Here is a 24,492-nt window from a genome sequence, read left to right as displayed (position 1 = left end):
CACCGGCTTGTTCCAAGGCCTGTTCGACCAGCGATGGATCAAGCAACGAGTCCAATCCCTCGAGGGAATTGGGAGTCGAGACGAAGTTGTGGGTCAGTTCCAGTGCCCGAGCCAGACGCATAAAAAAATCCGATGCCTATTCAGGCATCGGATTTTGATTTCTTGCGGCCAAAGGTCAAGCAATGAGGCTTAACTGATCGGCATTAGCCATCAAGGCCGGTTTTTTTATGGGCGGGATAACACCGAGGCCGACTCAGTCGTCGAAATCTTCCCAGCCACCCATCTGCTTCCAGCGATTGACGATGCCGCAGAACAGCTCTGCCGTCTTCTCGGTGTCGTAGCGAGCCGAGTGAGCCTCGCGACCGTCGAAGTCAATGTCCGCTGCCTGGCAAGCCTTGGCCAGTACGGTTTGACCGTAAGCGAGGCCGGCGAGCGTTGCGGTATCGAAACTGGAGAACGGATGGAACGGATTGCGCTTCATGTCCAGCCGCGCAACAGCAGCATTGAGGAAGCCCAGGTCGAAGCTGCTGTTATGCCCGACCAGGATCGCCCGTTTGCAGCCATTGGCCTTGAGGGCCTTGCGCACGCCGCGGAAGATATCGTTCAGGGCAGACTCTTCACTCACGGCCATGCGCAGCGGGTGATCGAGCTTGATCCCGGTGAACTCCAGGGCCGCCGCTTCGATGTTCGCGCCTTCGAACGGCTCGACACGGAAGAAGTAGGTGTGATCGGGGTAAACAAAACCCTTTTCATCCATGGCGATGGTGGTCGCGGCGATCTCCAGCAGGGCATCGGTGGCCGAATTGAAGCCACCGGTTTCTACGTCGACGACAACCGGCAGGTAACCACGGAACCTGGCCGCCATTGGATGACGAGGGCCGCCTCCGCCGCCATTGCCTTCCAGTTCGTCGTCGAAATGGTCTTCACTCACGCGTGTTCCTCCAGCAGGCGCCAGCGCAGTTTTTCACCGGCGCGCAGCGGGATAACGGTCAGCTCGCCAAATGGCAGGCTGGTCGGGGCGGTCCACTCTTCGCGGACCAGGGTGATGCGATCGGTGTTGGCCGGCAGACCATAGAACCGAGGGCCGTTGAGGCTGGCGAAGGCCTCGAGCTTGTCCAGCGCATTGCGCTGTTCGAAGGCTTCGGCATACATCTCGATGGCCGCATAGGCGGTGTAACAACCGGCGCAACCGCACGCCGCTTCCTTGGCGTGCTGGGCGTGGGGGGCCGAGTCGGTGCCGAGGAAGAACTTCTCGCTGCCACTGGTGGCGGCGTCGAGCAGGGCTTCCTGGTGGGTATTGCGCTTGAGGATCGGCAGGCAATAGAAGTGCGGCCGGATCCCGCCCACCAGCATGTGGTTGCGGTTGTACAACAGGTGGTGCGCGGTGATGGTCGCGCCCACGTTGGCCGAAGCCGAGTTGACGAACTGCACGGCGTCCGCGGTGGTGATGTGCTCGAAGACCACTTTGAGGGTCGGGAAGCGCTCGACCACACGGCGCATGTGTTCATCGATGAAGATTTTTTCGCGGTCGAACACGTCGACATCACCACGGGTGACTTCACCGTGAACCAGCAACGGCATCCCGACTTCGGCCATGGCCTCAAGTGCAGGGAAAATCTTGTCGATGCTGGTAACACCAGAGTCCGAGTTGGTAGTCGCGCCGGCCGGGTACAGCTTGGCGGCGTGAATGAATCCGCTGGCCTTGGCCTCGCGAATTTCTTCAGGTTGGGTGCGGTCGGTCAGGTACAGGACCATCAGTGGCTCGAACAGGCTGCCGGCCGGTCGGGCAGCGAGAATCCGCTGGCGATAGCCGTCGGCTTCGGCCGCGTTGCGCACCGGTGGAACCAGGTTGGGCATGATGATGGCGCGGCCAAAGGTGCGCGCGACATCCGCGACGGTATTGGTCAACACGGCACCATCGCGAAGATGAATATGCCAGTCGTCGGGACGCAGCAGGGTCAGGCGGTCGGACATGAGGGGATTCCAGGCGGGTCAAACTCAAGGGAATGCTACCGGAAAAGACTCTTGCAGGCACTCGCTATCAAGTTTTGCAGGAAGCTTCCGATATCCAACAGGTATGCCGTAAACATGTGTGTGTCGGTCTTTTTGTTGTAGAAACCAGTGGAGCCTCCCGTGCGCCAGCGTTATTTAGCCTTGCTCAGTGTGTTTGCCAGCCTTCCGGCGATGGCGCTCACTTTCCAGACACCTCTGGAGAACATTGAGTGGACGGTCGAAGGCGACAAGTTCGAATGCCGCCTGACTCAGCCGATCACCGATTTCGGTTCGGGCGAGTTCGTGCGTCGTGCCGGCGAGCAGGCGACGTTTCGTCTGAAAACCTACAACCCGATGATCGGCGGTGGCTCGGCGACGCTGCTGGCCGCTGCCGCGCCGTGGCAACCGGGACGTGACGACATCAATCTGGGCACGGTGAGAATCGGCAGTGGCAACGTATTGTTCAACAGCTCACAGGTTCAGGCCGGGCGTCTGATCAGTGGCCTGATGGACGGTCGCAGCCCGGTGGTTCGACATTCCTCGGGGGATGGGCGGGTGTCGGAAGTACGCTTGTTGCCGGTCAGGTTCACCAAAGCGTTTGCCGACTACCAAGGTTGCGTGGCGAAGCTGTTGCCACAGAATTTCGAACAGGTGAAGCAATCCGAAATCGGCTTCCCCGGCGGTGGAATCGAACTCGACAGCGCCGCAAAAGCCAAGCTGCAGGTGATGCTGGAGTACATGAAGGCCGATCCGACGGTCAATCACATCGAGCTCGACGGTCACTCCGACAACAGCGGCAACCGCCTGACCAACCGCGACCTGTCGCGGCGCCGAGCCCTGGCAGTGATGGAGTTCTTCAAGGCCAACGGCATCCAGGAGTCGCAAATCACCCTGCGTTTCCATGGCGAGCGTTATCCGGTGGCGCCTAACACCAACAACACCAACCGCGCGAAGAACCGTCGAGTAGCGGTACGCCTGGAGCGCGGAGCGCCCGCGGAACAAGTCGCCCCGCAAGCAACGAAAGCGGCCGTTTCGGCAACTTCCTGACTCTTTGGTCATCGTCGCCCTCTCGACATAATCTGTCGCTTCGTCGTCATAAGCTGTCGCGCCACTGTAAATTATTCTGCATGAGCGGTAGACTTCCCGGCTTTCCGTAGAATCCCGTGGAGTGATGGCATGGCGGACGTAAACAAGGTCGTTCTGGCGTATTCCGGCGGCCTGGACACTTCGGTGATCCTCAAGTGGCTGCAGGATACTTATAACTGTGAAGTGGTGACCTTCACCGCTGACCTGGGTCAGGGCGAAGAGGTCGAACCTGCACGCGCCAAGGCTCAGGCCATGGGCGTCAAAGAGATCTACATCGACGACTTGCGCGAAGAGTTCGTGCGCGATTTCGTTTTCCCGATGTTCCGCGCCAACACCGTTTACGAAGGCGAGTACCTGCTGGGTACTTCCATCGCTCGTCCGCTGATCGCCAAGCGCCTGATCGAAATCGCCAACGAAACCGGCGCTGACGCCATTTCCCATGGCGCCACCGGCAAAGGCAACGACCAGGTTCGTTTCGAACTGGGCGCGTACGCCTTGAAGCCTGGTGTGAAAGTGATTGCCCCTTGGCGTGAATGGGACCTGCTGTCCCGTGAAAAGCTGATGGATTACGCCGATAAGCACGCGATCCCGATCGAGCGCCACGGCAAGAAGAAGTCCCCGTACTCCATGGATGCCAACCTGCTGCACATCTCCTATGAAGGCGGCGTGCTGGAAGACACCTGGACCGAGCACGAAGAAGACATGTGGCGCTGGACCGTTTCCCCGGAAAACGCTCCAGACAAGGCGCAGTACCTGGAACTGACCTACCGCAACGGCGACATCGTCGCGCTGGACGGCGTCGAAATGACTCCGGCCACCGTGCTGGCGACCCTGAACCGTATCGGTGGCGAACACGGTATCGGCCGTCTCGACATCGTCGAGAACCGCTACGTGGGCATGAAGTCCCGTGGCTGCTACGAAACTCCTGGCGGCACCATCATGCTGCGTGCCCACCGTGCGATCGAATCGATCACCCTGGACCGCGAAGTGGCTCACCTCAAGGACGAGTTGATGCCCAAGTACGCCAGCCTGATCTACACCGGCTACTGGTGGAGCCCTGAGCGTCTGATGCTGCAACAGATGATCGATGCGTCCCAGGTCAACGTGAACGGCGTTGTGCGCCTGAAGCTGTACAAGGGCAATGTGATCGTCACTGGCCGCAAGTCCGACGACTCGCTGTTCGACGCCAACATCGCTACCTTCGAAGAAGATGGCGGCGCGTACAACCAGGCGGATGCTGCGGGCTTCATCAAGCTCAACGCCCTGCGCATGCGCATTGCGGCGAACAAAGGCCGGAAGCTGTTCTGAGACCTTTGAAGTCGTGATGGATGCCTGACCTCGTCCTCGACGAGGTCAGGTACCTGAAAACGGGGCGTGACGCCAGTTACTGCGTTGTCGGGTGTTTTCGTTTCCGCTGATGATTTCCTGTTTTTCTCCTGCTCAATGGCCTGACCTGTACTACAGGTTGTTGCTCGCCGGTTGCCCGGCCTGATCAATGACAGACAACCGGTGCGAGTCGAGATTGTAGGCTACATAAACGGCAGCACTGCGCTTGTTGGCCTGCTTTGAATGTTCAAGCGCACTGGCTTTCAGTAATTTCTCCGAAACTGCACAAGTGACAAACAGAATCACGTATGCCGCCTTTTCCCGTGGCCTCTGGATTTTCTCCAGCAGCGCTCCAAACTCGACCTCTTTGCTCATCCAGCGTACATCAACGATGTACACGTCTTTTACTGGCTCCGGCAGCTGAAGGTAATGCTGAACAGAGACAGTGGTTTGCAGACCAATCCCGGTTGGTGGGTCCTGTGCGCCACAGGGCGTGCGAGCTGACTGCCAGTCATTCGTTGACGTTTTCAGAGCGGGGTTTTCAGACGACTTCCCGGACGCTTTTTTTTCCGACCGCCCAACATCATCCATGACCTTCATGAAGTGCTTTCCCTTTTCAAAATCGGAAGGCGCATAAAGTGATTTATAGTTGAAGTTGAGTGTTGCGAAAAAAAGTAAAAGTAAATAGAACGGAAAACTGATCAGGAACCAGACGTAGAGCTCTCTTTCCTCCTGATCAAGGAAGGGGAGAGATACGGCTGCCGAAGTTTCAGAGAGTGCTGCGAATATTGCGATAATTGTCATTGGGTTGGTGATTCGTTTTTTTATCATATTCTGTACTCATGCGGGTTGTCTGTTCTCGAGTGGTTTATGAGGTTGGGCCGATGTGCTGGTTATTGTAGTGATTTTTATTGTTTGTTGGTTTTTGACAGGTTTTAATTTGTTTGTTGTATTGCTCTTGGGGTTCTTGAGTGTGGGGTGTGTTTTAATGATTGCTCAAAAAATATTATTTGCTGTAAGAGTAATTGGATGCTTGATGTGTGATATTTCTGGTGTGAGGGTTGAATGCGTAAATATCAGTTACGTTTTAACTGAGAGATAGAGGCTAATGCTTGTCAGAGTGCGACAGATCAAGCTGGCTCTCGGAAAATTTTGGTCGTAAATCGACAGGGGTGCCGGCTGGAAAGTGCGACAGACTGACGCTGATACAGTTTTCAATTCATTCTGTTCGAGGGATTTTTGTAGGAGGAATCCGTGTTGTTTGTAGGGTATGTCTCTTGGTGTGGGTGGCTGGGAGGGGCGACATGCCATGGGTGAAACGACTAGGCTATTGTGCGGGCTCTAAAAATTCGAACAGCGAAAATTGGACTTGCCCATGAATAAAGTGCTGATCGTGGATGATCACCCCGTCATTCGTCTTGCGGTACGTATGCTAATGGAGCGTCATGGCTACGAAGTTATTGCAGAAACCGATAACGGTGTGGACGCACTGCAACTAGCCCGTGAACTTATGCCGGACATTGTCATTCTGGATATCGGAATTCCGAAGCTGGACGGGTTGGAAGTTATCGCGCGTTTGTCTTCGACCTCAATGCCGATGAAAGTGCTGATTTTGACTTCCCAGGCGCCGGGGCATTTTTCGATGCGTTGCATGCAATCCGGTGCAGCCGGCTATGTCTGCAAACAACAAGACCTCACGGAGTTGCTCAGTGCAATAAAGGCCGTGTTGTCAGGCTACAGTTACTTTCCTAATCAAGCCTTGCATACCGTGCGTTGCAGTTTGGGGAATGCCAGTGAGGCCGATATGGTTGATCGGTTGTCGGGGCGGGAAATGATGGTCCTGCAACAGTTGGCCCGAGGAAAGACCAATAAAGAAATTGCCGATGGGATGTTTCTCAGCAATAAAACAGTCAGTACTTACAAGACTCGCCTGTTGCTCAAGCTGAATGCGCGGTCTCTGGTCGATCTGATCGAACTGGCACAACGCAATGGTCTGGTGTGATGACGTAACTGCACGACAAGGGGCGCCTACCAGGGTATGGCACTTAGAAAAAAGCCTCCGTTTCGGGAGGCTTTCAGGTGTCATAAGTCAAAATCGTAATCGGCCAATTGCTTTTGCAGTCGGCGCTCCTCCAGCAGGTTGTCGATGGTGCGGCGTTTGCTCAGATTAGTTTTCGCTACTTCAACCACCGGCTCAGCGTCATCGGTTTCGGCGGTGGTGAAATCGTCTTCTACGTCCAATTGCTCTTTGCCAGTACTCATTTAGTTGCTCCAGGCTAAGAAGGCCTTTGGCGCTCCTTATATCGACAATCTCCCGGCGGGTAAAAAAGATTTTTTCAATCGACAAATCAATAAACCTAATAGCGCCTCAATCGTCGGAGGTTTTGTGCTTGTATTCGCACAAGTCCTCGATCCGGCAGCTACCGCATCGGGGCTTGCGGGCCAGGCAAACATAGCGGCCGTGAAGGATCAGCCAGTGATGGGAGTCGAGCAGGTACTCCTTGGGCACGAATTTCATCAGTTTTTTCTCGACTTCCACCACATTCTTGCCGGGAGCAATGCCAGTCCGGTTGCTGACCCTGAAAATATGCGTGTCGACGGCCATAGTCAGCTGACGGAATGCCGTATTGAGTACCACATTGGCGGTCTTGCGGCCGACGCCGGGCAGTGCTTCCAGCTCTTCGCGGGTTTGTGGCACCTCACCGGCGTGACGCTCGACCAGCAAGCGGCAGGTTTCGATCACGTTTTTCGCTTTGCTGTTGTACAGGCCGATGGTCTTGATGTACTCCGACAGTCCCTCGACTCCCAGGGCATGGATCGCTGCCGGGGTATTGGCGACCGGGAACAGCTTGGCAGTGGCCTTGTTGACGCCGACATCGGTCGACTGCGCCGAGAGAATCACGGCAATTAGCAATTCGAAGGGCGAGGAGTAGGCTAGCTCGGTCTTTGGTTCCGGGTTGTCCTCGTGCAGTCTGCGGAAGATTTCCAGGCGTTTTGCGGCATTCATGGGCAGTGCGTTTCCTTGAAGGCAATCAATGTATGGGCGTGGGGCGCCAGGCCTGCCAGGCGGCGATCAGCAGCCCGAGCAGGATGAACCCGCCAGGGACCAATGTGGTCAGGCGCAGGCCGCCATCAGCCACCAGTACCCAGCCTTGCCAGTCAGTTTGTGTTGCACCGAACAGCCACGATAGATGGTTTCCAAGTGTTCCGTTGCCGATGAGCTCGCGCAGCAGGCCCAGCGCGATCATCAGCGTGGCAAACAGGCTATTGAGTCGCAGGCGTTGGCGCCAACCGTTCTGAAAGAACCCGCTGTGTTCCAGTACGACGCATTGCAAGGCGATCAAGGCGCCATAAAACCCCAGATGCTGCTGCCATTGCAGCGACCAGGCCTGAGCCATGAGTTGCGCGCAACTGGTGAGCGTGGCCGCCAACAGGACGCTGGCTAGCAAGCGGGTCGTCGGGACCAGTCGGGATCGCAGGGCGCCCATGGCCAGGCTGAACAACTGGGTCACCACCATGAACATCAGGCACAGGCCTAGTGCGGCCATCAGCGAGTGGGTGGCGCCGATCAGCGGCGTCAGCATCAAGGCGTTGCGCAGAGTCGATGAGTTATCCATGGGCAGGGATTCCGAGCAGTTGTTGCCGGTGTTCATCGAAGTAGCGCAAGGCATCGTGGACGGCATTGATTACCGCTCTAGAGGTGATGGTTGCGCCTGCGATCTGATCGAACTGTCCCTGATCCTTTTTAAGCGCCCAGCCGCTGTCACCGGGTTCAGTTCGAGACTTGCCGGAAAAAAACTGGAGCCAGGCATTGGGCCAGTCGGCGATCCGTGCCCCCAGTCCCGGTGTTTCCGACTGTTTGAGGGTTTTGACGCCCAGTAACCTGCCATTGGCGTCGACAGCGATCAACAGGTCGATGGCACCGGCGTAGCCAAGGGTTTGGCTGCGCAGCAACACCGCGACGGGTTGATCGGCCCGGGTCGCCAGATAACCACCCAGCAAGGTGCTGTTGGTCAGCGTGGTTGCTTCAATCTTTATGGGCTGTTCGAGTGGCTGATTGTCGTAGCTGTCCGGCGCGATCAGGTCCAGCAGATTACGGCTGTCGATCAGGCGCTGTTCGGCTGCAATGCGTGGCGCGCTGCCGAGTTGCACGAAGTAGGTCACGCCAAGGCCCAATGTGGCCAAAAGCACCACAAGCGCTATGCTTGATATCCGGTTCATGGCGCCTCCGGCTGTTGCCTGGCCGCTACGAACCGCTCCAGCGCCGGCACGCACAGGTTCATCAACAGCACGGCGAAGGCGATGCCGTCCGGGTAGCCGCCCCAAGTACGAATCAGATAGGTCAGGAGCCCGACGCCGACACCGAACAGCAATTTCGCGCCAGGGCTTCTGGCGCCGGACACCGGTTCTGTAATGATAAAGAACGCCCCCAGCATGGTCGCGCCGCTAAGCAGATGAAACAGCGGCGAGCCATGGGAGTCGGAGCCCGAACCGTTCCAGCACAGCAGGCTGACGATGAACAGGCTGGCCAGCATGCCGACCGGTGCATGCCAACTGATCACCTTTCGTTGCAGGAGAAACACACCGCCCGCCACAAAGGCCAGGTTCAGCCATTCCACCCCCCGGCCGCCAAAGTGTCCGAATGCCGGGTTGCCGGCAAACAGTTCATCCATGGTCAGGCTTTTGTTGATTCGCAGACTGTCCAGTGCCGTGGCCTGCACCCACGCATCCGGCGCGTGGCCGACGCCGAACACGTGCTGCAGGCCGCTCAGCAGATCCATGCCATGGGGCGATGGCCAAAGGGTCATTGGTTGGGGAAAGGTCACCAGCACCAGGGCAAAACCGAGCATCGCCGGGTTGAAGGGATTTGAACCGACGCCGCCATACAAGTGCTTGCCGAACACCATCGCAAAAGCGGCAGCACTGAGGGTCAGCCACCATGGGCAGTAAGGCGGCAGCGCCAGAGCCAGCAATGTGGCACTGACCAGCGCGCTACCGTCACTCAAGGTTGGCCCCGGCGGTCGCTTGCGCAAATGCACGACGGCGCCCTCGACGGCCAACGCGGCAGCGGCCGCCAGAACCAGATTGATCAATACGCCCCAGCCATACAGCCAGAACGCCGCCAGCATTCCCGGCAGCGTGGCCAGCAGCACCAGTTTCATCGCCTGTTGCAGGCGATCATCAACTGAGTCAAGGGCTGGCATGGGCGTCCACCAGGCGTTCGGCTTCACCGAGTGCGCGCTCCAGGGCTTCGATTTGTTCCGCCGGTGCTTCGTTGGCCTGAGCCTTCTTGAGTTCGGCGCGGCGCATGGCCAACTGGATCTTGGCTCGTTTCAGATCGGCATCATTTGACGACACAACTACGACCGTCGGCGCCGGGGCAGTTGGGGCGACGCTTTCCAGTTGCGCCAGGTTTTGTTCGGCGGCTTCGAACTGTTGTTGCAGGACGATCAACTGCGATTGCTGTTCGAAGGTCGGCGGATGCCCAAAGGCCTTCAGCGATTTGTGCAACTGCGCCCGACTCATCGCCACATCGATCTTGGCCTTTTTCAGCACGGCATCGGCATTGGCGGTTTTCTGTGCGCGAACGCGTTCGAGGGCCGCCTGCACCGGGTCGGCTGTCACCTCGGCAGGTTGCGCAGCTCGCTGCCTTGCCTGACGCTCGGCAACTTTCTGTTGCTCTTCACGCTGCAAGCGGGCATTGCGTTGTTCGAAGCGGCGCCGTGCGTGATCGCGCTTGAGTGTGCGGGCCTGCCGCGCCTGCGGTGTGAGGGCCAGCCCCCCGACAACGGGCAGTACCATGTTCGGCAACAGTGGGCGCATTTCGATGCAGTCCACCGGGCACGGTGCCACGCAGAGGTCGCAACCGGTGCACTCATCGATGATCACCGTGTGCATCAGTTTGGCCGCGCCGACGATGGCATCGACCGGACAGGCCTGAATGCACTTGGTGCAACCAATGCACTCGGCCTCGCGGATATAGGCGATCTGCGCAGGTGCCGAGCCGCGAGTGATGTCCAGTTCCAGCACCGGCACCTTCAGCAGTTCGGCCAGGGCATTAATGGTTTCGTTGCCGCCTGGCGGACACTTGTTGATCGGCTCGCCATTGGCGATGCCTTCGGCGTACGGCTTGCACCCGGGGTGGCCGCACTTGCCGCATTGGGTTTGCGGCAAGAGTGCGTCGATGAGTTGAATCAGACTCATGTTTTGATCAGTCCGCTGAATCCGAGAAAGGCCACTGCGATCAGGCCGGCACCAATCAGGTCGATCGGCAAGCCGCGAAAGGGCAGGGGAACATCGTTGTCAGTCGTGCGTTCACGCAAATCAGTGAACAGGCTCAACACCAGCCAGAAGCCCAGTCCTGCACCGAGGCTCAAGGCTGTGGCGTGAAAGAAGCCCTTGTCTTCCTGAGCATTGAGCAAGGCCACGCCGAGCACGCCGGCATTGCCCAGCAGCAACGGCCAGAGGCCTTCGAACGGCAGTGTCGCAAACACCCGTGTCAGCAACTTCAGCAGCGGGCTGATCAGCAGCACGCTCAATGGCAGAAACACAAACAGACGCAGCGTCGTCAATTGCAGCGGCACCAGCAGCCATTGATAGAGCGCGTAGCCGAGCATGCCCACGACCAGCATCAGGCAGGTCGTCGCAATACCCAAGGCATGGACCTGACGGCGCTGGCCGGCCAACAACGGATCGACGGCCAACGGCAAGTGCAACACGATGTTGTTGATCAGGGCGGCGCTGATTAGCGTAAGCAGGATTTCGGTCATTGTTCGTGCCGGCAGGAACAGGGTTTTTTTAGCGCAATTGTCTAAAAAGAGTAGGCATTATCCGGCAAGGCGGGAGGGTGGGCCAGACATGAAAATCCCACAGCCGCGCCAGGCCCGACTGTGGGATCGATTTGCCGCAGACCTTACTTAATGCGCTGGCCCGGCTTGGCGCCGCTGTCAGGGCTGAGCAGGTAGATCTCTTCACCGCCAGGGCCGGCCGCCATCACCATGCCTTCGGAGATGCCGAACTTCATTTTCCGTGGCTTGAGGTTGGCGATCATCATGGTCAGGCGACCATCGAGCTTCGACGGGTCCGGATAAGCGCTCTTGATCCCGGAGAACACATTGCGTTGCTCGTCACCGATGTCCAGGGTCAGGCGCAGCAGCTTGTCAGCACCTTCCACATGCTCAGCCTTGACGATCAGCGCGACACGCAAATCGACTGCCGCAAAGGTGTCGAACTCGATTTCCGGCGACAGCGGATCCTTGGCCAGTTCGCCATTGCCGGCAGGCGCGGCTGCGCCGGTGTCGGTCTGGCTGGCGGTCAGGTCTTCTTTCGAGGCGTCGGTCATGGCTTGCACCTTGACCGGGTCGATACGGGTCATCAACGGCTTGAACTCGTTCAGCTGGTGATTGCTGAGCAAGGTCGTGTGGTCGTTCCAGGTCAGCGGCGCGACGTTGAGGAACGCCTCGGCGTCGGCGGCCAGCAGTGGCAGCACCGGTTTGAGGAAGATCACCAGTTGGCGGAACAGGTTGATGCCTGTGGCGCAGATGGCCTGGACTTCATCCTGCTTGCCTTCCTGTTTGTTCAGCGACCACGGCGCCTTGTCGGCGATCCAGGCGTTGGCGCGGTCGGCCAGGCCCATGATCTCGCGCATGGCGCGGGCGAAGTCACGGGCTTCATAGGCGTCGGCGATGCTTGGCGCGGCGGCCAGGAAGGCTTCGGTCAATTCAGGCGCGGCGTTGGTGTCGACCATCACGCCGGCATTGCCTTTGTTGATGAAACCGGCGCAACGGCTGGCGATGTTGACGACCTTGCCCACCAGGTCGGAGTTGACCTTCTGCACGAAGTCTTCGAGGTTCAGGTCGAGGTCGTCGACGCCACGGCCCAGCTTGGCCGCGTAGTAATAGCGCAGGTATTCCGGCGACAAGTGGTCCAGGTAGGTCCGGGCCTTGATGAAGGTGCCGCGGGACTTGGACATCTTCTGGCCGTTGACGGTCAGGTAGCCGTGCACGTTGATCCCGGTCGGCTTGCGGTAGCCCGCGCCTTCGAGCATGGCTGGCCAGAACAGGGCGTGGAAGTTGACGATGTCCTTGCCGATGAAGTGGTACAGCTCGGCAGTGGAGTCCTTGCCCCAGAACGCGTCGAAGTCCAGCTCCGGTGTGCGGTTGCACAGGTTCTTGAAGCTGGCCATGTAGCCGATCGGCGCATCCAGCCACACGTAGAAGTATTTGCCCGGCTCGTCGGGGATTTCAAAACCGAAATACGGCGCATCGCGGGAGATGTCCCACTGTTGCAGGCCGGCATCCAGCCATTCGGCGATCTTGTTGGCCACGGCGTCTTGCAGGGTGCCGCTGCGGGTCCAGGTTTGCAGCATTTGCTGGAAGTCTGGCAGCTTGAAGAAGAAGTGCTGGGAATCCTTGAGCACCGGGGTGGCGCCGGAAATCGCCGACTTCGGATCCTTCAGGTCGGTCGGTGCGTAGGTCGCGCCGCATTTTTCGCAGTTGTCGCCGTACTGGTCTTCGGTGCCGCATTTCGGGCAGGTGCCCTTGATGAAGCGGTCGGCCAGGAACATTTTCTTTTCCGGGTCGAAATACTGGGTGATCGAGCGCGTGGCGATGTGCCCGGCGTCGCGCAGTTTCAGGTAGATCTGGCTCGACAGCTCACGGTTTTCTTCGGCGTGAGTGGAGTGGAAATTGTCGAAGTCCACCAGGAATTCGGCAAAGTCGGCGCTGTGTTCAGCCTGGACGTTGGCGATCAGTTGTTCCGGGGTGATGCCTTCCTTTTCCGCGCGCAGCATGATCGCCGATCCGTGGGCGTCGTCAGCACAGACATAAATGCATTGATTGCCGCGGTGCTTCTGGAAGCGCACCCACATATCGGTCTGGATGTATTCCAGCATATGGCCAAGGTGGATCGAACCATTGGCATAGGGCAGGGCGCTGGTGACGAGGATCTTGCGTGGCTCGGACATGGGGCTCGGCTACTTGATGAAACGGAGGTCGGCCACTATAAAGCGCCGGCGCATATTTTTCACCCTGTGAGCCTGTTTCCGGATGCATAGCCGATGAAAACCGTGGCGAGGGAGCTTGCTCCCGCTGGGTGGCGAAGCCGCCCCATACCGGACTAACCGGTTTTGTCAGAGACACCTCGTCAATCTGATTGCGGCTGCTGCGCACCCGAGCGGGAGCAAGCTCCCTCGCCACAAACTGTGTTCGGGCACAAATCCACTCACAACAAATGAATCTGCGGGGTACGATACCCATTATCTTTTCCAGTCCTGTTTTCGGAGTTGCCCATGAGCGCCGTCAATCGCGCAGCGGTGGAAGCCGTCCTTCGCCAATACACCGACCCTTACATGAACCAGGACCCGGTCAGCGCCGGGTGCGTGCGCAACATCGAGATCCAGGGCGAGCGCGTCAGCGTTCAGCTTGAACTGGGTTACGCCGCCGGGCTGTTCAAGAGTGGCTGGGCGCAGATGCTGGAAATGGCCATTCAGGGGTTGGATGGCGTGGCAAGTGCCAAGGTCGAAATCACCAGTGTGATCGCTGCGCACAAGGCTCAGGCACAGATTCCAGGGCTGGCCAACGTCAAGAACGTGGTGGCCGTGGCATCCGGCAAGGGCGGCGTGGGCAAATCCACCACGGCGGCCAACCTGGCCCTGGCCCTGGCCCGCGAAGGCGCCAAGGTCGGGATTCTCGATGCGGACATCTACGGCCCGAGCCAGGGCATCATGTTTGGCATCCCCGAGCGCACCCGCCCCGAGGTCAAGGATCAGAAGTGGTTCGTTCCGCTCAAGTCCCATGGCGTCGAGGTGATGTCCATGGCGTTCCTCACCGATGACAACACGCCGATGGTCTGGCGCGGGCCGATGGTCTCCGGCGCCTTGCTGCAACTGGTGACCCAAACCGCGTGGGGTGATCTGGACTACCTGGTCATCGACATGCCGCCTGGCACCGGCGATATCCAGCTGACCCTGGCGCAGAAAGTGCCGGTGGCCGGCGCGGTCATCGTGACCACCCCGCAGGACCTGGCATTGCTGGACGCGCGCAAGGGCGTGGAAATGTTCCGCAAGGTCAACATCCCGGTGCTGGGCGTGGTGGAAAACATGGCCGTGCACATCTGCTCCAACTGCGGACATGCCGAGCATCTGTTTGGCGAAGGCGGTGGTGTGAAGCTGGCCAACCAGTATGGCGTCGAGCTGCTGGCGTCGTTGCCGCTGTCGATGGTCATTCGCGAACAGGCCGATGGCGGCAAGCCAACGGTGATCGCCGAGCCTGACAGCCAGATTGCCATGGTTTACCAAGAGCTGGCCCGTCACGTTGGCGCGAGGATCGTGTTGCAGGAAGCGTTGACGCCGGCGATGCCGAATATCAGCGTCAGCGACGACTAATAACCTGAAATACGAATCCCTGTAGGAGCGAGCCTGCTCGCGATGGTGTATCAGTCGACACCGCGGTGTCTGACACGCCTTCGCGAGCAGGCTCGCTCCTACAGTTGTTCTTTGTCGCGTCTTAGATCCGCAACCCGCCATCCATCTCCAGAATCCGACCGGTGTAATAGTCGTTCTCGAAGATGTAAGCCGCCGAATGGGCGATTTCTTCAGGCTTGCCCATGCGCTTGAGCGGGATCCCGGCAGTCATCTTCTCCAGCGCTTCAGGCTTCATGCCCAAGGTCATTTCGGTTTCGATGAAGCCAGGTGCAATGCCGGCCACGCGAATGCCGTAGCGCGCCAGTTCCTTGGCCCAGGTCACGGTCGCCGCAGCAACACCGGCCTTGGCGGCGGAGTAGTTGGTCTGACCGACGTTGCCGGCGCGGGAAATCGAAGAGATATTGATGATCGCGCCGCTGTTGTTCAGCTCGACCATTTTCGCCGCGACTTCACGGGTGCACAGGAACACGCCGGTCAGGTTGACGTCGATGACGGCCTGCCACTGGGCCAGGCTCATCTTGGTCATTTCGCCATCCTTGACCTTGAGCAGCAGGCCGTCGCGCAGGATCCCGGCGTTGTTGATCAAGCCATGGATCGCGCCGAAGTCTTCAGCGACCTGGGCAACCATGTGGGTCACTTGCTCTTCGTTGGCCACGTTGCACAGGTAGGCGCGAGCCTCGACACCCTCGGCCTTGCAGGCCGCGACGGCGTCGTCGAGTTTTTCCTGGTTCAGGTCCACCAGCGCGAGTTTCGCGCCCTTGCCTGCGAAATACTCGGCCATGGAGCGGCCTAAACCCTGGCAACCGCCAGTGATAATGATTACTTTGTCAGTGAGTTGCATTCGCATGCCCCGGTAGCAGGTCTGAGTGTTTTCCTTCTAGAGAGCCTCTCGATCTGCGCCTGACGTGGCCCGGCTGCACATGAGAACTGCCCCGATGGCGTGCTGGGACTTTCACCAGCAGCTCGTCCGTTTTTCTGACGGATTCTATTTAAGGAGTCATAAATTGAGCGTTGAAGCGGCTAAGCATGCACGAGAATTGCTCCTCAAGGAATACCGTGGGGTGCTCTCGACGCACTCCAAATCGATGCCCGGTTTTCCGTTCGGCTCTGTAGTTCCGTACTGCCTGGACGAGCAGGGCCGGCCGCTAATCCTGATCAGCCGTATCGCCCAGCACACGCATAACCTGCAAAAAGATCGGAAATGCTCGCTCTTTGTCGGCGAACGTGGTGCCGAAGATGTCCAGGCCGTTGGTCGACTGACTTACCTGGCTGAGGCGCATCAGCTCGAAGACGAAGCCGCCATCGACGCTGCTTCCGAGCGTTACTACCGCTACTTCCCGGAGTCGCAGGGTTATCACAAGGCCCACGATTTCGATTTCTGGGTGCTCGAGCCTGTCCGCCACCGTTACATCGGCGGTTTTGGCGCGATTCATTGGGTCAACGAGCTGACCCTGGTCAACCCGTTCGCTGGCAAGGCCGAAGTGAGCATGGTCGAGCACATGAACGCCGATCACGCCAAGGCCATCGCCCATTACGTCGACCTGGCGGGGCTGCCGAAAAACGTGCCTGCGCAAATGGTCGGTATCGATACCGAAGGCATGCACCTGCGCATCGGCCAAAGTCTGCACTGGTTGCCGTTTCAAGCGCCTTGTAATACGCCGACACAAGTTCGCGAAGCCTTGGTTTATCTGGCCCACGCCGAGCATTGGCCGAAAAATGAAGTGGCCGGCGCTTGAAATCACGAAACGGCGACGTCATCTAAGGTGAACTGGCAAGGCATTCTTGCGTTGAGGAACCATTTGATGCGCCCTTTTTTGTTGCTCTTTCTGCTGTTCCCGGTGTTGGAGCTGTTCGTATTCGTCAAGGTGGCAGGGTCCATCGGGTTTTTCCCGGCCCTGCTGCTGATCATTCTCGGCTCGATGTTCGGCGTGTTTGTGCTGCGCATCGCCGGCCTGGCCACGGCCCTGCGTGCCCGTGAAAGCCTGAGCCGCGGCGAACTGCCGGCCCAGACCATGCTCGAAGGCCTGATGCTGGCATTGGCCGGTGGCCTGCTGATTCTTCCGGGCTTCATCAGCGATGTGATCGGCGTGTTCATGCTGCTGCCGTTCAGTCGTCGCCTGCTGGCCAATAAAATGCGCCAGCGCGCCGAAGAGCAGGCGATGCGTCAGCGAGCGTTCGCCGACGACCTCCAGGCCCGTGGCGGCCCGGTGCCGCGCGAGCCGCTGGGCCGCGAGCCCAACGTGATCGAAGGCGAGTTCGAACACCGCGATACCAAGTAATACGCACATCGACACGGTACCTTCGGGTGCCGTGTTCATTTGCGGGGCAGCGAACTGAAATTTTTTCGATCCCCGCCCTTGTAATAAGCTTATGCGCCCTTATGTAACGGTCACCGCAAGGTTTCTGGCGAACACGCCAGACAGACTTCCGCGGTTCGCTTGACGAACCGCAACCGGCACCGCCGGCCTTTGTTAAACCCGCCGGGAATACACCGGCCGATGAAAACCACAATTAGGAGAGATCGACAATGAAGCTTCGTCCTCTGCATGACCGCGTCGTCATCCGTCGCAGCGAAGAAGAAAAGAAAACCGCTGGCGGTATCGTCCTGCCAGGTTCGGCTGCTGAAAAAGCCAACAGCGGCGAAATCCTCGCTGTAGGCACCGGCCGCGTACTGGAAAACGGTGAAGTGCGTGCACTGTCCGTGAAAGTGGGCGACAAGGTTGTGTTCGGTCCTTACTCCGGCAGCAACACTGTGAAAGTCGACGGCGAAGACCTGCTGGTAATGAGCGAGAACGAAATCCTCGCTGTTATCGAAGGCTGATATCCCCGTTCATTTTCCGCTACTACAAAGTATTTAAGGAATATCGATCATGGCTGCTAAAGAAGTTCTGTTTGGCGATTCCGCCCGCAAGAAAATGCTCAAAGGCGTCAACGTCCTGGCTGACGCGGTAAAAGCGACCCTGGGCCCGAAAGGCCGTAACGTGATCATCGAGAAGAGCTTCGGCGCTCCGACCATCACCAAAGACGGCGTTTCCGTAGCAAAAGAAATCGAACTGGAAGACCGTTTCGAAAACATGGGCGCGCAGCTGGTCAAAGACGTTGCCTCCCGTGCCAACGATGACGCTGGTGACGGTACTACCACCGCTACCGTTCTGGCTCAGTCGATCGTCAACGAAGGCCTGAAAGCCGTCGCTGCCGGCATGAACCCGATGGATCTGAAGCGCGGCATCGACAAGGCGACCATCGCCATCGTCAAAGAGCTGAAAAACCTGTCCAAGCCATGCGCTGACACCAAGGCAATCGCTCAGGTTGGCACCATCTCCGCCAACTCCGACAACTCCATCGGCGACATCATTGCCGAAGCCATGGAAAAAGTCGGTAAAGAAGGCGTGATCACCGTTGAAGAAGGCACTGGCCTGGAAAACGAACTGTCGGTTGTAGAAGGCATGCAGTTCGACCGTGGCTACCTGTCCCCGTACTTCGTCAACAAGCCGGAAACCATGGTTGCCGAGCTGGACAACCCGCTGGTTCTGCTGGTCGACAAAAAGATCTCGAACATCCGCGAAATGCTGCCAGTGCTGGAAGCCGTTGCCAAAGCCGGCCGTCCACTGCTGATCGTTTCCGAAGACGTTGAAGGCGAAGCCCTGGCGACTCTGGTCGTGAACAACATGCGTGGCATCGTTAAAGTCGCAGCCGTCAAGGCTCCAGGCTTCGGCGACCGCCGCAAGGCCATGCTGCAGGACATCGCCGTTCTGACCGGCGGTACCGTTATCTCCGAAGAGATCGGCCTGAGCCTGGAAGCAGCCACCCTGGAAAACCTGGGCAGCGCCAAGCGCGTGACCATCTCCAAGGAAAACACCATCATCGTTGACGGTGCTGGCGTTGCAGGCGACATCGAGTCCCGCATTGCTCAGATCCGTGCTCAGGTTGCCGAAACTTCCTCCGACTACGACCGTGAAAAACTGCAAGAGCGTCTGGCGAAGCTGTCCGGCGGCGTTGCAGTGATCAAGGTTGGCGCTGGTTCCGAAGTAGAAATGAAAGAGAAGAAAGCCCGCGTTGAAGACGCCCTGCACGCTACCCGTGCAGCCGTTGAAGAAGGCGTGGTACCTGGCGGTGGTGTTGCGCTGATCCGCGCTCTGGAAGCCATCCTCAACCTGAAAGGCGACAACGCCGACCAGGACGTGGGTATCGCCGTTCTGCGTCGTGCCATCGAAGCACCGCTGCGTCAGATCGCTGCCAACAGCGGTGACGAGCCAAGCGTTGTGGTCAACGAAGTCAAGAACGGCAAAGGTAACTTCGGTTACAACGCTGCGACTGGCGAATACGGCGACATGATCGAAATGGGCATCCTGGACCCAACCAAGGTCACCCGTTCCGCGCTGCAAGCTGCATCGTCTATCGGCGGTCTGATCCTGACCACCGAAGCTGCTGTTGCTGATGCGCCGAAGAAAGACGGCGGTGCTGGCGGCGGTATGCCAGACATGGGCGGTATGGGCGGCATGGGCGGCATGATGTAAGCCAGCCTTACCCCTGTATGAAAAAACCCCGACTGCGAAAGCAGGCGGGGTTTAATGAGATGGTCAGCCTGACCGAGAAGCCCTGCAGGTTTACGCTTGCAGGGCTTTTCTCGTTTTCGGGCGGCGCTCCGACGAAGGCGTCAGATCAGGCGCCGACAGGTTCTGCAGTGCTCTCGCGTTCAGCCTTCAAAGCCGGTCGATACAGAACGTAGTAATACGACCCCAGACAAATCAGCCAGCAGAACACCGCCGTCCACACGTTGTGCGAGAAGAAGTGTGCGCCCTGCATCATCCGCCCGATGGAGAACACCGAGCCGAGGGCGAAGGCGAAGACAAACGCTGCGCGAGCCATGCGCGGGCGACGGTCACGCAATACGAAAAACAGGGCAAACAGGGTGAAACCGGTGGCCGCATGGCCGCCAGGCCAGCATCGACCTGGTTTTTCGGTAGCCGGGCGATGGCTCAACAATTCGCTGTAGGTCTCGTGACCGCCAAATTGCTCAAGGCTCCAAGGACATTGCACCGCGGTCACCGCTTTCATCGGGGTGACAAAGGAAGTCGCCAGACCCAAGGACAGCACCAGACAACCCAGTTCGCGCTTGAACGGTTTGAGCTTGTCCATGAAAAACGAGGCGACGTAGCCGAAGATGGCGAACACCGAAAATGCAATGACTACCTGCTTGGCGCGGGTATGCAGGATGTTTTCCAGGAAATAACTGTGCCGTCCGATGAAGTCACCCGCGACCGGGTCGTAGAACAGCTTGGCGAGGTCCATGTCCAGTGAGGTCAGCTCGAGCAACACCAGAATGATCGCCGCAATGGCGGGAACCCCCAGGCACACCCAGAAGTTGAGCGGGCGAGGGGTAGGGCGGACAGCGGTTGATGACATGGTGGATCCTGAACAAATGGAAAAAGCCCCGGGGCATCAGCCCGGGGCGATTCGGTTAACGTTCGCCGACTTGACCGGCACCCTCCTTGGGCGCCTTCCAGCCAAGCAGCTGTTGCTTGAAGCCATAACTGGCGGTTTGGTAATAGGTGATGGCGCGGGTAATCAGCGGGTCATCGGCGGTCGACCGGGACTCGCGGCTTTCGGTCAGTGCGTCATCGTGACGACGCAATCCCTGGCGTGGGCTCAGAATCGCCAGGTCCTTGCCGTCGAACAACCCCAGGTGCTGGTAGTTGCCGACCACCACCCGCGGCGGCAGCGGGTTATCCTGCAACAGGTTACGGCCAAAGAACGTCGACTCATAATCCAGATTGAGCAAACCGAGCAACGTCGGTGCCAGATCGATCTGGCTGGCCAGCTGTGCCGTTTCCCGAGCTTCGATCAACTTGGGCGCGTAGATGAACAGCGGAATCTGATAGTTGGCGATAGGCAAGTCTTCCTTACCGGCGCTGCCTGCAGTGTGGTCGGCGACAAAGATGAAAATTGTATTGTCAAACCAGGGTTTCTGGCGCGCCTGATCGAGAAACTGACCGATGGCGTAGTCGGTGTATTTCACCGCGCCGTCACGACCGTTCCCGGACTTGATGTCGATCCGGTTGTCCGGATAGGTGTAAGGACGGTGGTTGGACGTCGTCATCAGCTGCAGCAGGAATGGCTGCTGCTTGGCATAGTCGGCATCGGCCAGTTTCAGCGTCTGATTGTAGAGATCCTCGTCTGCCATGCCCCAGGCGTTCTTGAAGTGAATCTCCGACTCCTCGACGCTGCTTTGGTCTACAACGCGGTAACCATTGCCGCTGAAGAACGCATTCATGTTGTCGAAGTAACCACGGCCGCCGTAGACAAACACACTGTCGTAGCCCACGGCATTGAGTTGCTGGCCAAGGCTGGCAAAGCCGCTTTCACGACCCACGCGCTTGACGATCGAGCGACCGGGCGTCGGCGGGATCGCCAGGGTAATGGCTTCCAGGCCACGGTCGGTGCGGGTGCCGGTGGCGTAGAAATTATTGAAATACAGGCTCTGCTTGCGCAAGGCATCAAGGTTGGGGGTCAGGTTACGGGTGTCGCCATTGCTGCCCATGTACTTGGCGCTGAAGCTTTCAATGGTGACCAGCACGATGTTGGGCTTGCGCGGGGTGCCTGGGTTATCGATTTGCCGACGGATGTCCTGCGGGTCCTGGCCAACGAAGCGGGCATTGGGTTCTGCCAGTTCGGCGCGAATCTGCTGGGCAACGACTGCCTCCGGCAGCGTTTTGTAGAACTGCGGGTAGTCCAGTTCGTTGTTACGGAACGCGGCGAAGAACTGGTAGGGACCGTTGCTCGCCAGTTCGTTCTGATAGGCGTTGCCGCCTTGGGCGCGCGGGGCGTCCTGGCTGAGCAACTGCATGCTCAGGCCGGCGACGACCAACAAACCGAGTGCATTCAGCAGGCGGCCACGCAGCGGCGGCAACGGCGCATCGAGCGCAGCGTTGAACGCTTTACGCAATGCAAGACTCAGGGCCACGGCCAGCACGGCGAGGATACTCAGCAGCGTGCCGATCGGGTACGACTCAAGCAGGTTGTTCAGTACTTCGTCGGAATACACCAGGTAGTCGACGGCGATGAAGTTGAAGCGCACGCCGAACTCATCCCAGAACAGCCACTCGGCCACCGAGGTGAACAGCATCGCGAACAGACTGACGGTCAGCAGCCCCTGAAGAAACCAGCGGTGGCCACGAGTGCGCCAAAGGGCCGGCGGGCACAGTAACAGGTAGAGCCCCATGGGCAGTGCCGCGTAGGCAATGAAACCCAGGTCGTAGAGCAGGCCGATACTGAAGACGGACAGAAACCCGCTACCGGCCTCATCCAGATGCGTGAGCAGCAGGACGGTTCGAGTCAGAAAAAAAATTGCCAGCCAGGAGCCGGTTACCAGCAGCAAAAAGCGCATGGGTGCCGTCTTCAAATAGTCCATTTTCTATATTCCTTATTATCAATCGCGTGACAGTCTTCACCGCCCGCTGTAAGCAGCGTGTGAATCGATAGTGAAAAACTTGTCAATCATACCTGTTGGTTGAGCGAATTGATCCATGCACAGCCTTCCCCTAGCCGTGGGCCACACTTGGCCTTAAGCTGCGCGGGCCATGACGGCCGTTACTGTGGACGGAGAGATACCCATGCGAATTCTATTGGTTGAAGACAACCGCGATATCCTGGCCAACCTGGCCGATTACCTGGGGCTCAAAGGCTATACCGTGGATTGCGCGCAGGACGGTCTGTCGGGTCTGCATCTGGCGGCCACCGAGCACTACGATTTGATCGTGCTCGATATCATGCTGCCCGGCATCGATGGCTATACCCTGTGCAAACGCCTGCGCGAGGATGCCCGCCGCGAAACGCCGGTGATCATGCTCACGGCTCGTGATCAACTGGATGACCGCTTGCAAGGCTTCAAGTCCGGCGCCGATGACTACCTGATCAAACCGTTCGCCCTGTCTGAACTGGCGGCGCGTATCGAAGCGGTCATGCGCCGTACCCAGGGTGGCGGACGGCGGACCTTGCAGGTCGGCGACCTGAACTACGACCTCGACACCCTGGAAGTCACTCGCGAAGGCCGATTGCTGAAACTCAACCCGGTCGGCCTGAAGCTGCTGGCCGTGTTGATGCAGAAAAGCCCTCATGTGCTGCGCCGTGAAATTCTTGAAGAAGCGCTCTGGGGCGACGACTGCCCGGACAGCGACAGCTTGCGCAGCCATGTCCACCAACTGCGCCAGGTGATCGACAAGCCGTTCGCCAAGCCATTGCTGCAAACCGTGCATGGTGTGGGGTATCGCTTGGCCGAGGGCCGTGATGGAGTTTAAGCAGAGCCTTGCTCAACGCATCATCATTGCCTTTGCGCTGATGAGCGCACTGGTGGCGGGTGCCTTTGCCATGGGCATCGTGGCGACCGTGCACCTGGTGGAAGAAAAACTGATTTCGGCAGGTCTGGGCGGCGATTTGCAGCGCTTGTTGCTGATGGATAATGTCACGGACTGGAGCCATCGCCCCGAACCGGACCAATTGTTCTACTTCAGCAACGGGCCTGGTGATTTCAGGTTGCCCAAGGATTTGCGGCACCTGGAGCCGGGTTTCCACGAAGTGTTCCGTGAAAACCTGTCGTACCACGCCATGGTCGAAATCGTCGACGGCCGACGTTACGTGCTGTTGCAGGACCAGAGCGACTTCGAAGAGCGTGAGCGGGTGCTGTTTGCCGTGGTGCTGGTGGGCTTCGTGCTGAGCCTGGCACTGGCGGTATTTCTCGGATGGGTGCTGGCACGCAAGGTCATGGCGCCGGTGGTGCGGCTGGCCCGCCAGGTACGCCATAGAGATCAACTGCTGGGATTGGCTCCCCCCTTGGCGCCGGATTATGCCGCCGACGAAGTGGGCGAACTGGCCGTGGCTTTCGACGCCACCCTCGGGCGCTTGCGTCAGGCCCTGACCCGCGAGCGGTTGTTCACCAGCGACGTCAGCCACGAATTGCGTACGCCCCTGATGATCCTGGCCAGTTCCTGCGAATTGTTGCTGGAAAACCCAGGTCTCGATCAGCGCGGTCGCGCCCAGGTCGAGCGTATTGCCCGGGCATGTGAAGAAATGCGTGAGCTGGTGCAAACCTTCCTGATGCTGGCCCGTGCCCAGCGCGAAGACGCCAGCATGTCGCCGCAGCAGTCCCTGGGGCAGGTGGCCGAGGGACTGCTCGGTCTATGGCGCGAACCTATCGAAAGCAAAGGGTTGGAACTGATCTTCGAACCGGGCAACCCCGAGGTCAAGGGCTACAACGCGACGTTCCTGCATGCGGTAATGGGGAACTTGCTGCGCAACGCCTTGCACTACACCGAACGGGGCTTCATTCGCCTGACTCTGACGGGCACGGGGTTTCTGGTCGAAGACAGCGGTGTGGGCATTCCTGAGGAAAAACGCGAGGCGATGTTCGAACCTTTCGTTCGGGGTACTGAAAAACGTGGGGAAGGCCTGGGTCTGGGGCTTTCACTGGTGCAGCGGATCTGTGAAAACCAGGGCTGGAGCGTCAGCCTGACTACGATGGAGCCCAGTGGCTGCCGTTTTCAGGTAGAACTGTCCCGAACTTGATCTGTTGAGTCAGGCGTCCAGCAAATCCTGTCAATTCTGTAAAACGCTGCAATACTTCCGGGTTTCCCCTAACGATATTTTCACAAATGGATGACCAGTCGCCG

Annotated in this window: 24 protein-coding genes; 10 read left to right on the top strand and 14 right to left on the bottom strand. The window is 58.7% G+C overall.

Annotated features, from left to right (window positions below; translation table 11 throughout):
* Positions 1 to 253 precede the first annotated feature (253 nt).
* On the bottom strand, positions 254 to 931 hold the full coding sequence (gene rnt / locus KGA96_RS22480) for a ribonuclease T (RefSeq protein ID WP_046043606.1): 678 nt from the start codon (positions 929 to 931) through the stop codon (positions 254 to 256).
* A complete protein-coding gene (gene pyrC / locus KGA96_RS22475; protein ID WP_008053524.1) occupies positions 928 to 1,974 on the bottom strand; it encodes a dihydroorotase in 1,047 nt (348 codons plus the stop codon). Before pyrC ends, rnt begins: the two co-directional genes overlap by 4 nt.
* 159 nt (positions 1,975 to 2,133) lie before the next feature.
* Between pyrC and KGA96_RS22470 the strand changes: the two genes are divergently transcribed.
* Positions 2,134 to 3,039 carry a flagellar protein MotY gene (locus KGA96_RS22470; RefSeq protein WP_046043605.1) on the top strand — a complete coding sequence of 302 codons (906 nt, stop codon included), beginning with the start codon at positions 2,134 to 2,136 and terminating at the stop codon, positions 3,037 to 3,039.
* Positions 3,040 to 3,168: 129 nt separating this feature from the next.
* On the top strand, positions 3,169 to 4,386 hold the full coding sequence (locus KGA96_RS22465; RefSeq protein ID WP_046043604.1) for an argininosuccinate synthase: 1,218 nt from the start codon (positions 3,169 to 3,171) through the stop codon (positions 4,384 to 4,386).
* Between the two features lie 150 nt (positions 4,387 to 4,536).
* Here the strand turns inward: KGA96_RS22465 and KGA96_RS22460 are convergent, their stop codons facing one another.
* A complete protein-coding gene (locus KGA96_RS22460) occupies positions 4,537 to 5,235 on the bottom strand; it encodes a hypothetical protein (RefSeq protein ID WP_046043603.1) in 699 nt (232 codons plus the stop codon).
* Between the two features lie 544 nt (positions 5,236 to 5,779).
* Between KGA96_RS22460 and KGA96_RS22455 the strand changes: the two genes are divergently transcribed.
* A complete protein-coding gene (locus KGA96_RS22455; protein ID WP_008053528.1) occupies positions 5,780 to 6,406 on the top strand; it encodes a response regulator transcription factor in 627 nt (208 codons plus the stop codon).
* Between the two features lie 80 nt (positions 6,407 to 6,486).
* On the opposite strand, the gene KGA96_RS22450 is transcribed toward KGA96_RS22455, so the two are convergent.
* The 8 genes from KGA96_RS22450 to metG form a co-directional block, all read right to left on the bottom strand.
* Complete coding sequence (locus tag KGA96_RS22450) at positions 6,487 to 6,666, bottom strand: PA3496 family putative envelope integrity protein (RefSeq protein WP_007972325.1); 180 nt, start codon at positions 6,664 to 6,666, stop codon at positions 6,487 to 6,489.
* A gap of 106 nt (positions 6,667 to 6,772) precedes the next feature.
* Positions 6,773 to 7,411, bottom strand: a complete 639-nt coding sequence (gene nth / locus KGA96_RS22445; RefSeq protein ID WP_046043602.1) for an endonuclease III — start codon at positions 7,409 to 7,411, stop codon at positions 6,773 to 6,775.
* 25 nt (positions 7,412 to 7,436) lie between these two features.
* Entirely contained in the window at positions 7,437 to 8,021 is a 585-nt protein-coding gene (locus KGA96_RS22440) for an Rnf-Nqr domain containing protein (protein WP_046043601.1), read from the bottom strand.
* Positions 8,014 to 8,625 (bottom strand): RnfABCDGE type electron transport complex subunit G, encoded by a 612-nt coding sequence (locus KGA96_RS22435; RefSeq protein WP_046043599.1) that lies wholly within the window; start codon positions 8,623 to 8,625, stop codon positions 8,014 to 8,016. Before KGA96_RS22435 ends, KGA96_RS22440 begins: the two co-directional genes overlap by 8 nt.
* Positions 8,622 to 9,608 (bottom strand): RnfABCDGE type electron transport complex subunit D, encoded by a 987-nt coding sequence (locus KGA96_RS22430; protein WP_046043598.1) that lies wholly within the window; start codon positions 9,606 to 9,608, stop codon positions 8,622 to 8,624. Before KGA96_RS22430 ends, KGA96_RS22435 begins: the two co-directional genes overlap by 4 nt.
* Positions 9,595 to 10,608, bottom strand: a complete 1,014-nt coding sequence (gene rsxB, locus KGA96_RS22425; protein WP_046043597.1) for an electron transport complex subunit RsxB — start codon at positions 10,606 to 10,608, stop codon at positions 9,595 to 9,597. Before rsxB ends, KGA96_RS22430 begins: the two co-directional genes overlap by 14 nt.
* Positions 10,605 to 11,174, bottom strand: coding sequence for an electron transport complex protein RnfA (locus KGA96_RS22420; protein WP_046043596.1), 570 nt, complete (start codon positions 11,172 to 11,174; stop codon positions 10,605 to 10,607). Before KGA96_RS22420 ends, rsxB begins: the two co-directional genes overlap by 4 nt.
* A gap of 143 nt (positions 11,175 to 11,317) precedes the next feature.
* Entirely contained in the window at positions 11,318 to 13,369 is a 2,052-nt protein-coding gene (gene metG, locus KGA96_RS22415; protein ID WP_046043595.1) for a methionine--tRNA ligase, read from the bottom strand.
* A gap of 324 nt (positions 13,370 to 13,693) precedes the next feature.
* Between metG and apbC the strand changes: the two genes are divergently transcribed.
* On the top strand, positions 13,694 to 14,788 hold the full coding sequence (apbC, locus tag KGA96_RS22410; protein ID WP_046043594.1) for an iron-sulfur cluster carrier protein ApbC: 1,095 nt from the start codon (positions 13,694 to 13,696) through the stop codon (positions 14,786 to 14,788).
* Between the two features lie 121 nt (positions 14,789 to 14,909).
* On the opposite strand, the gene KGA96_RS22405 is transcribed toward apbC, so the two are convergent.
* Positions 14,910 to 15,668 carry an SDR family oxidoreductase gene (locus tag KGA96_RS22405; protein WP_046043593.1) on the bottom strand — a complete coding sequence of 253 codons (759 nt, stop codon included), beginning with the start codon at positions 15,666 to 15,668 and terminating at the stop codon, positions 14,910 to 14,912.
* 163 nt (positions 15,669 to 15,831) lie between these two features.
* On the opposite strand from KGA96_RS22405, the gene KGA96_RS22400 reads away from it, so the two are divergent.
* The 4 genes from KGA96_RS22400 to groL all read left to right on the top strand — a co-directional run bounded on the left by KGA96_RS22400 (position 15,832) and on the right by groL (position 19,344).
* On the top strand, positions 15,832 to 16,563 hold the full coding sequence (locus KGA96_RS22400) for a HugZ family protein (RefSeq protein WP_046043592.1): 732 nt from the start codon (positions 15,832 to 15,834) through the stop codon (positions 16,561 to 16,563).
* A 66-nt stretch (positions 16,564 to 16,629) separates the two neighbouring features.
* A complete protein-coding gene (locus KGA96_RS22395; protein ID WP_046043590.1) occupies positions 16,630 to 17,106 on the top strand; it encodes an FxsA family protein in 477 nt (158 codons plus the stop codon).
* Between the two features lie 248 nt (positions 17,107 to 17,354).
* The gene (locus tag KGA96_RS22390) at positions 17,355 to 17,648 is read left to right on the top strand and encodes a co-chaperone GroES (protein ID WP_007985847.1); all 294 of its coding nucleotides are present in this window, start codon (positions 17,355 to 17,357) and stop codon (positions 17,646 to 17,648) included.
* A gap of 49 nt (positions 17,649 to 17,697) precedes the next feature.
* Positions 17,698 to 19,344, top strand: a complete 1,647-nt coding sequence (gene groL / locus KGA96_RS22385; protein ID WP_046043589.1) for a chaperonin GroEL — start codon at positions 17,698 to 17,700, stop codon at positions 19,342 to 19,344.
* A gap of 145 nt (positions 19,345 to 19,489) precedes the next feature.
* Here the strand turns inward: groL and KGA96_RS22380 are convergent, their stop codons facing one another.
* Both KGA96_RS22380 and KGA96_RS22375 read right to left on the bottom strand, forming a co-directional pair.
* Positions 19,490 to 20,233, bottom strand: a complete 744-nt coding sequence (locus tag KGA96_RS22380) for a phosphatase PAP2 family protein (RefSeq protein WP_046043588.1) — start codon at positions 20,231 to 20,233, stop codon at positions 19,490 to 19,492.
* 55 nt (positions 20,234 to 20,288) lie between these two features.
* On the bottom strand, positions 20,289 to 22,238 hold the full coding sequence (locus KGA96_RS22375) for an LTA synthase family protein (RefSeq protein ID WP_223464896.1): 1,950 nt from the start codon (positions 22,236 to 22,238) through the stop codon (positions 20,289 to 20,291).
* Positions 22,239 to 22,440: 202 nt separating this feature from the next.
* On the opposite strand from KGA96_RS22375, the gene colR reads away from it, so the two are divergent.
* Together colR and KGA96_RS22365 are read left to right on the top strand one after the other, a co-directional pair.
* The gene (gene colR, locus KGA96_RS22370) at positions 22,441 to 23,124 is read left to right on the top strand and encodes a two-component system response regulator ColR (protein WP_007978572.1); all 684 of its coding nucleotides are present in this window, start codon (positions 22,441 to 22,443) and stop codon (positions 23,122 to 23,124) included.
* Positions 23,114 to 24,388, top strand: coding sequence for a sensor histidine kinase (locus KGA96_RS22365; RefSeq protein ID WP_046043586.1), 1,275 nt, complete (start codon positions 23,114 to 23,116; stop codon positions 24,386 to 24,388). Before colR ends, KGA96_RS22365 begins: the two co-directional genes overlap by 11 nt.
* The last annotated feature ends 104 nt before the right edge of the window (positions 24,389 to 24,492 follow it).

Source organism: Pseudomonas sp. GL-R-26 (assembly GCF_019947365.1).
Lineage (GTDB): Bacteria > Pseudomonadota > Gammaproteobacteria > Pseudomonadales > Pseudomonadaceae > Aquipseudomonas.
The sequence above is the reverse complement of the archived record's forward strand: the minus strand, read 5'-3'. Positions and strand labels throughout refer to the sequence as shown.

Excerpts from the sequence above, each read along its gene's own strand:
- pyrC (WP_008053524.1), bottom strand. The coding sequence starts at position 1,974 with ATGTCCGACCGCCTGACCCTGCTGCGTCCCGACGACTGGCATATTCAT.
- KGA96_RS22465 (WP_046043604.1), top strand. The coding sequence starts at position 3,169 with ATGGCGGACGTAAACAAGGTCGTTCTGGCGTATTCCGGCGGCCTGGAC.
- KGA96_RS22460 (WP_046043603.1), bottom strand. The coding sequence starts at position 5,235 with ATGATAAAAAAACGAATCACCAACCCAATGACAATTATCGCAATATTC.
- KGA96_RS22455 (WP_008053528.1), top strand. The coding sequence starts at position 5,780 with ATGAATAAAGTGCTGATCGTGGATGATCACCCCGTCATTCGTCTTGCG.
- KGA96_RS22450 (WP_007972325.1), bottom strand. The coding sequence starts at position 6,666 with ATGAGTACTGGCAAAGAGCAATTGGACGTAGAAGACGATTTCACCACC.
- nth (WP_046043602.1), bottom strand. The coding sequence starts at position 7,411 with ATGAATGCCGCAAAACGCCTGGAAATCTTCCGCAGACTGCACGAGGAC.
- KGA96_RS22440 (WP_046043601.1), bottom strand. The coding sequence starts at position 8,021 with ATGGATAACTCATCGACTCTGCGCAACGCCTTGATGCTGACGCCGCTG.
- KGA96_RS22435 (WP_046043599.1), bottom strand. The coding sequence starts at position 8,625 with ATGAACCGGATATCAAGCATAGCGCTTGTGGTGCTTTTGGCCACATTG.
- KGA96_RS22430 (WP_046043598.1), bottom strand. The coding sequence starts at position 9,608 with ATGCCAGCCCTTGACTCAGTTGATGATCGCCTGCAACAGGCGATGAAA.
- rsxB (WP_046043597.1), bottom strand. The coding sequence starts at position 10,608 with ATGAGTCTGATTCAACTCATCGACGCACTCTTGCCGCAAACCCAATGC.
- KGA96_RS22420 (WP_046043596.1), bottom strand. The coding sequence starts at position 11,174 with ATGACCGAAATCCTGCTTACGCTAATCAGCGCCGCCCTGATCAACAAC.
- metG (WP_046043595.1), bottom strand. The coding sequence starts at position 13,369 with ATGTCCGAGCCACGCAAGATCCTCGTCACCAGCGCCCTGCCCTATGCC.
- apbC (WP_046043594.1), top strand. The coding sequence starts at position 13,694 with ATGAGCGCCGTCAATCGCGCAGCGGTGGAAGCCGTCCTTCGCCAATAC.
- KGA96_RS22405 (WP_046043593.1), bottom strand. The coding sequence starts at position 15,668 with ATGCAACTCACTGACAAAGTAATCATTATCACTGGCGGTTGCCAGGGT.
- KGA96_RS22395 (WP_046043590.1), top strand. The coding sequence starts at position 16,630 with ATGCGCCCTTTTTTGTTGCTCTTTCTGCTGTTCCCGGTGTTGGAGCTG.
- KGA96_RS22390 (WP_007985847.1), top strand. The coding sequence starts at position 17,355 with ATGAAGCTTCGTCCTCTGCATGACCGCGTCGTCATCCGTCGCAGCGAA.
- groL (WP_046043589.1), top strand. The coding sequence starts at position 17,698 with ATGGCTGCTAAAGAAGTTCTGTTTGGCGATTCCGCCCGCAAGAAAATG.
- KGA96_RS22380 (WP_046043588.1), bottom strand. The coding sequence starts at position 20,233 with ATGTCATCAACCGCTGTCCGCCCTACCCCTCGCCCGCTCAACTTCTGG.
- KGA96_RS22375 (WP_223464896.1), bottom strand. The coding sequence starts at position 22,238 with ATGGACTATTTGAAGACGGCACCCATGCGCTTTTTGCTGCTGGTAACC.
- colR (WP_007978572.1), top strand. The coding sequence starts at position 22,441 with ATGCGAATTCTATTGGTTGAAGACAACCGCGATATCCTGGCCAACCTG.
- KGA96_RS22365 (WP_046043586.1), top strand. The coding sequence starts at position 23,114 with ATGGAGTTTAAGCAGAGCCTTGCTCAACGCATCATCATTGCCTTTGCG.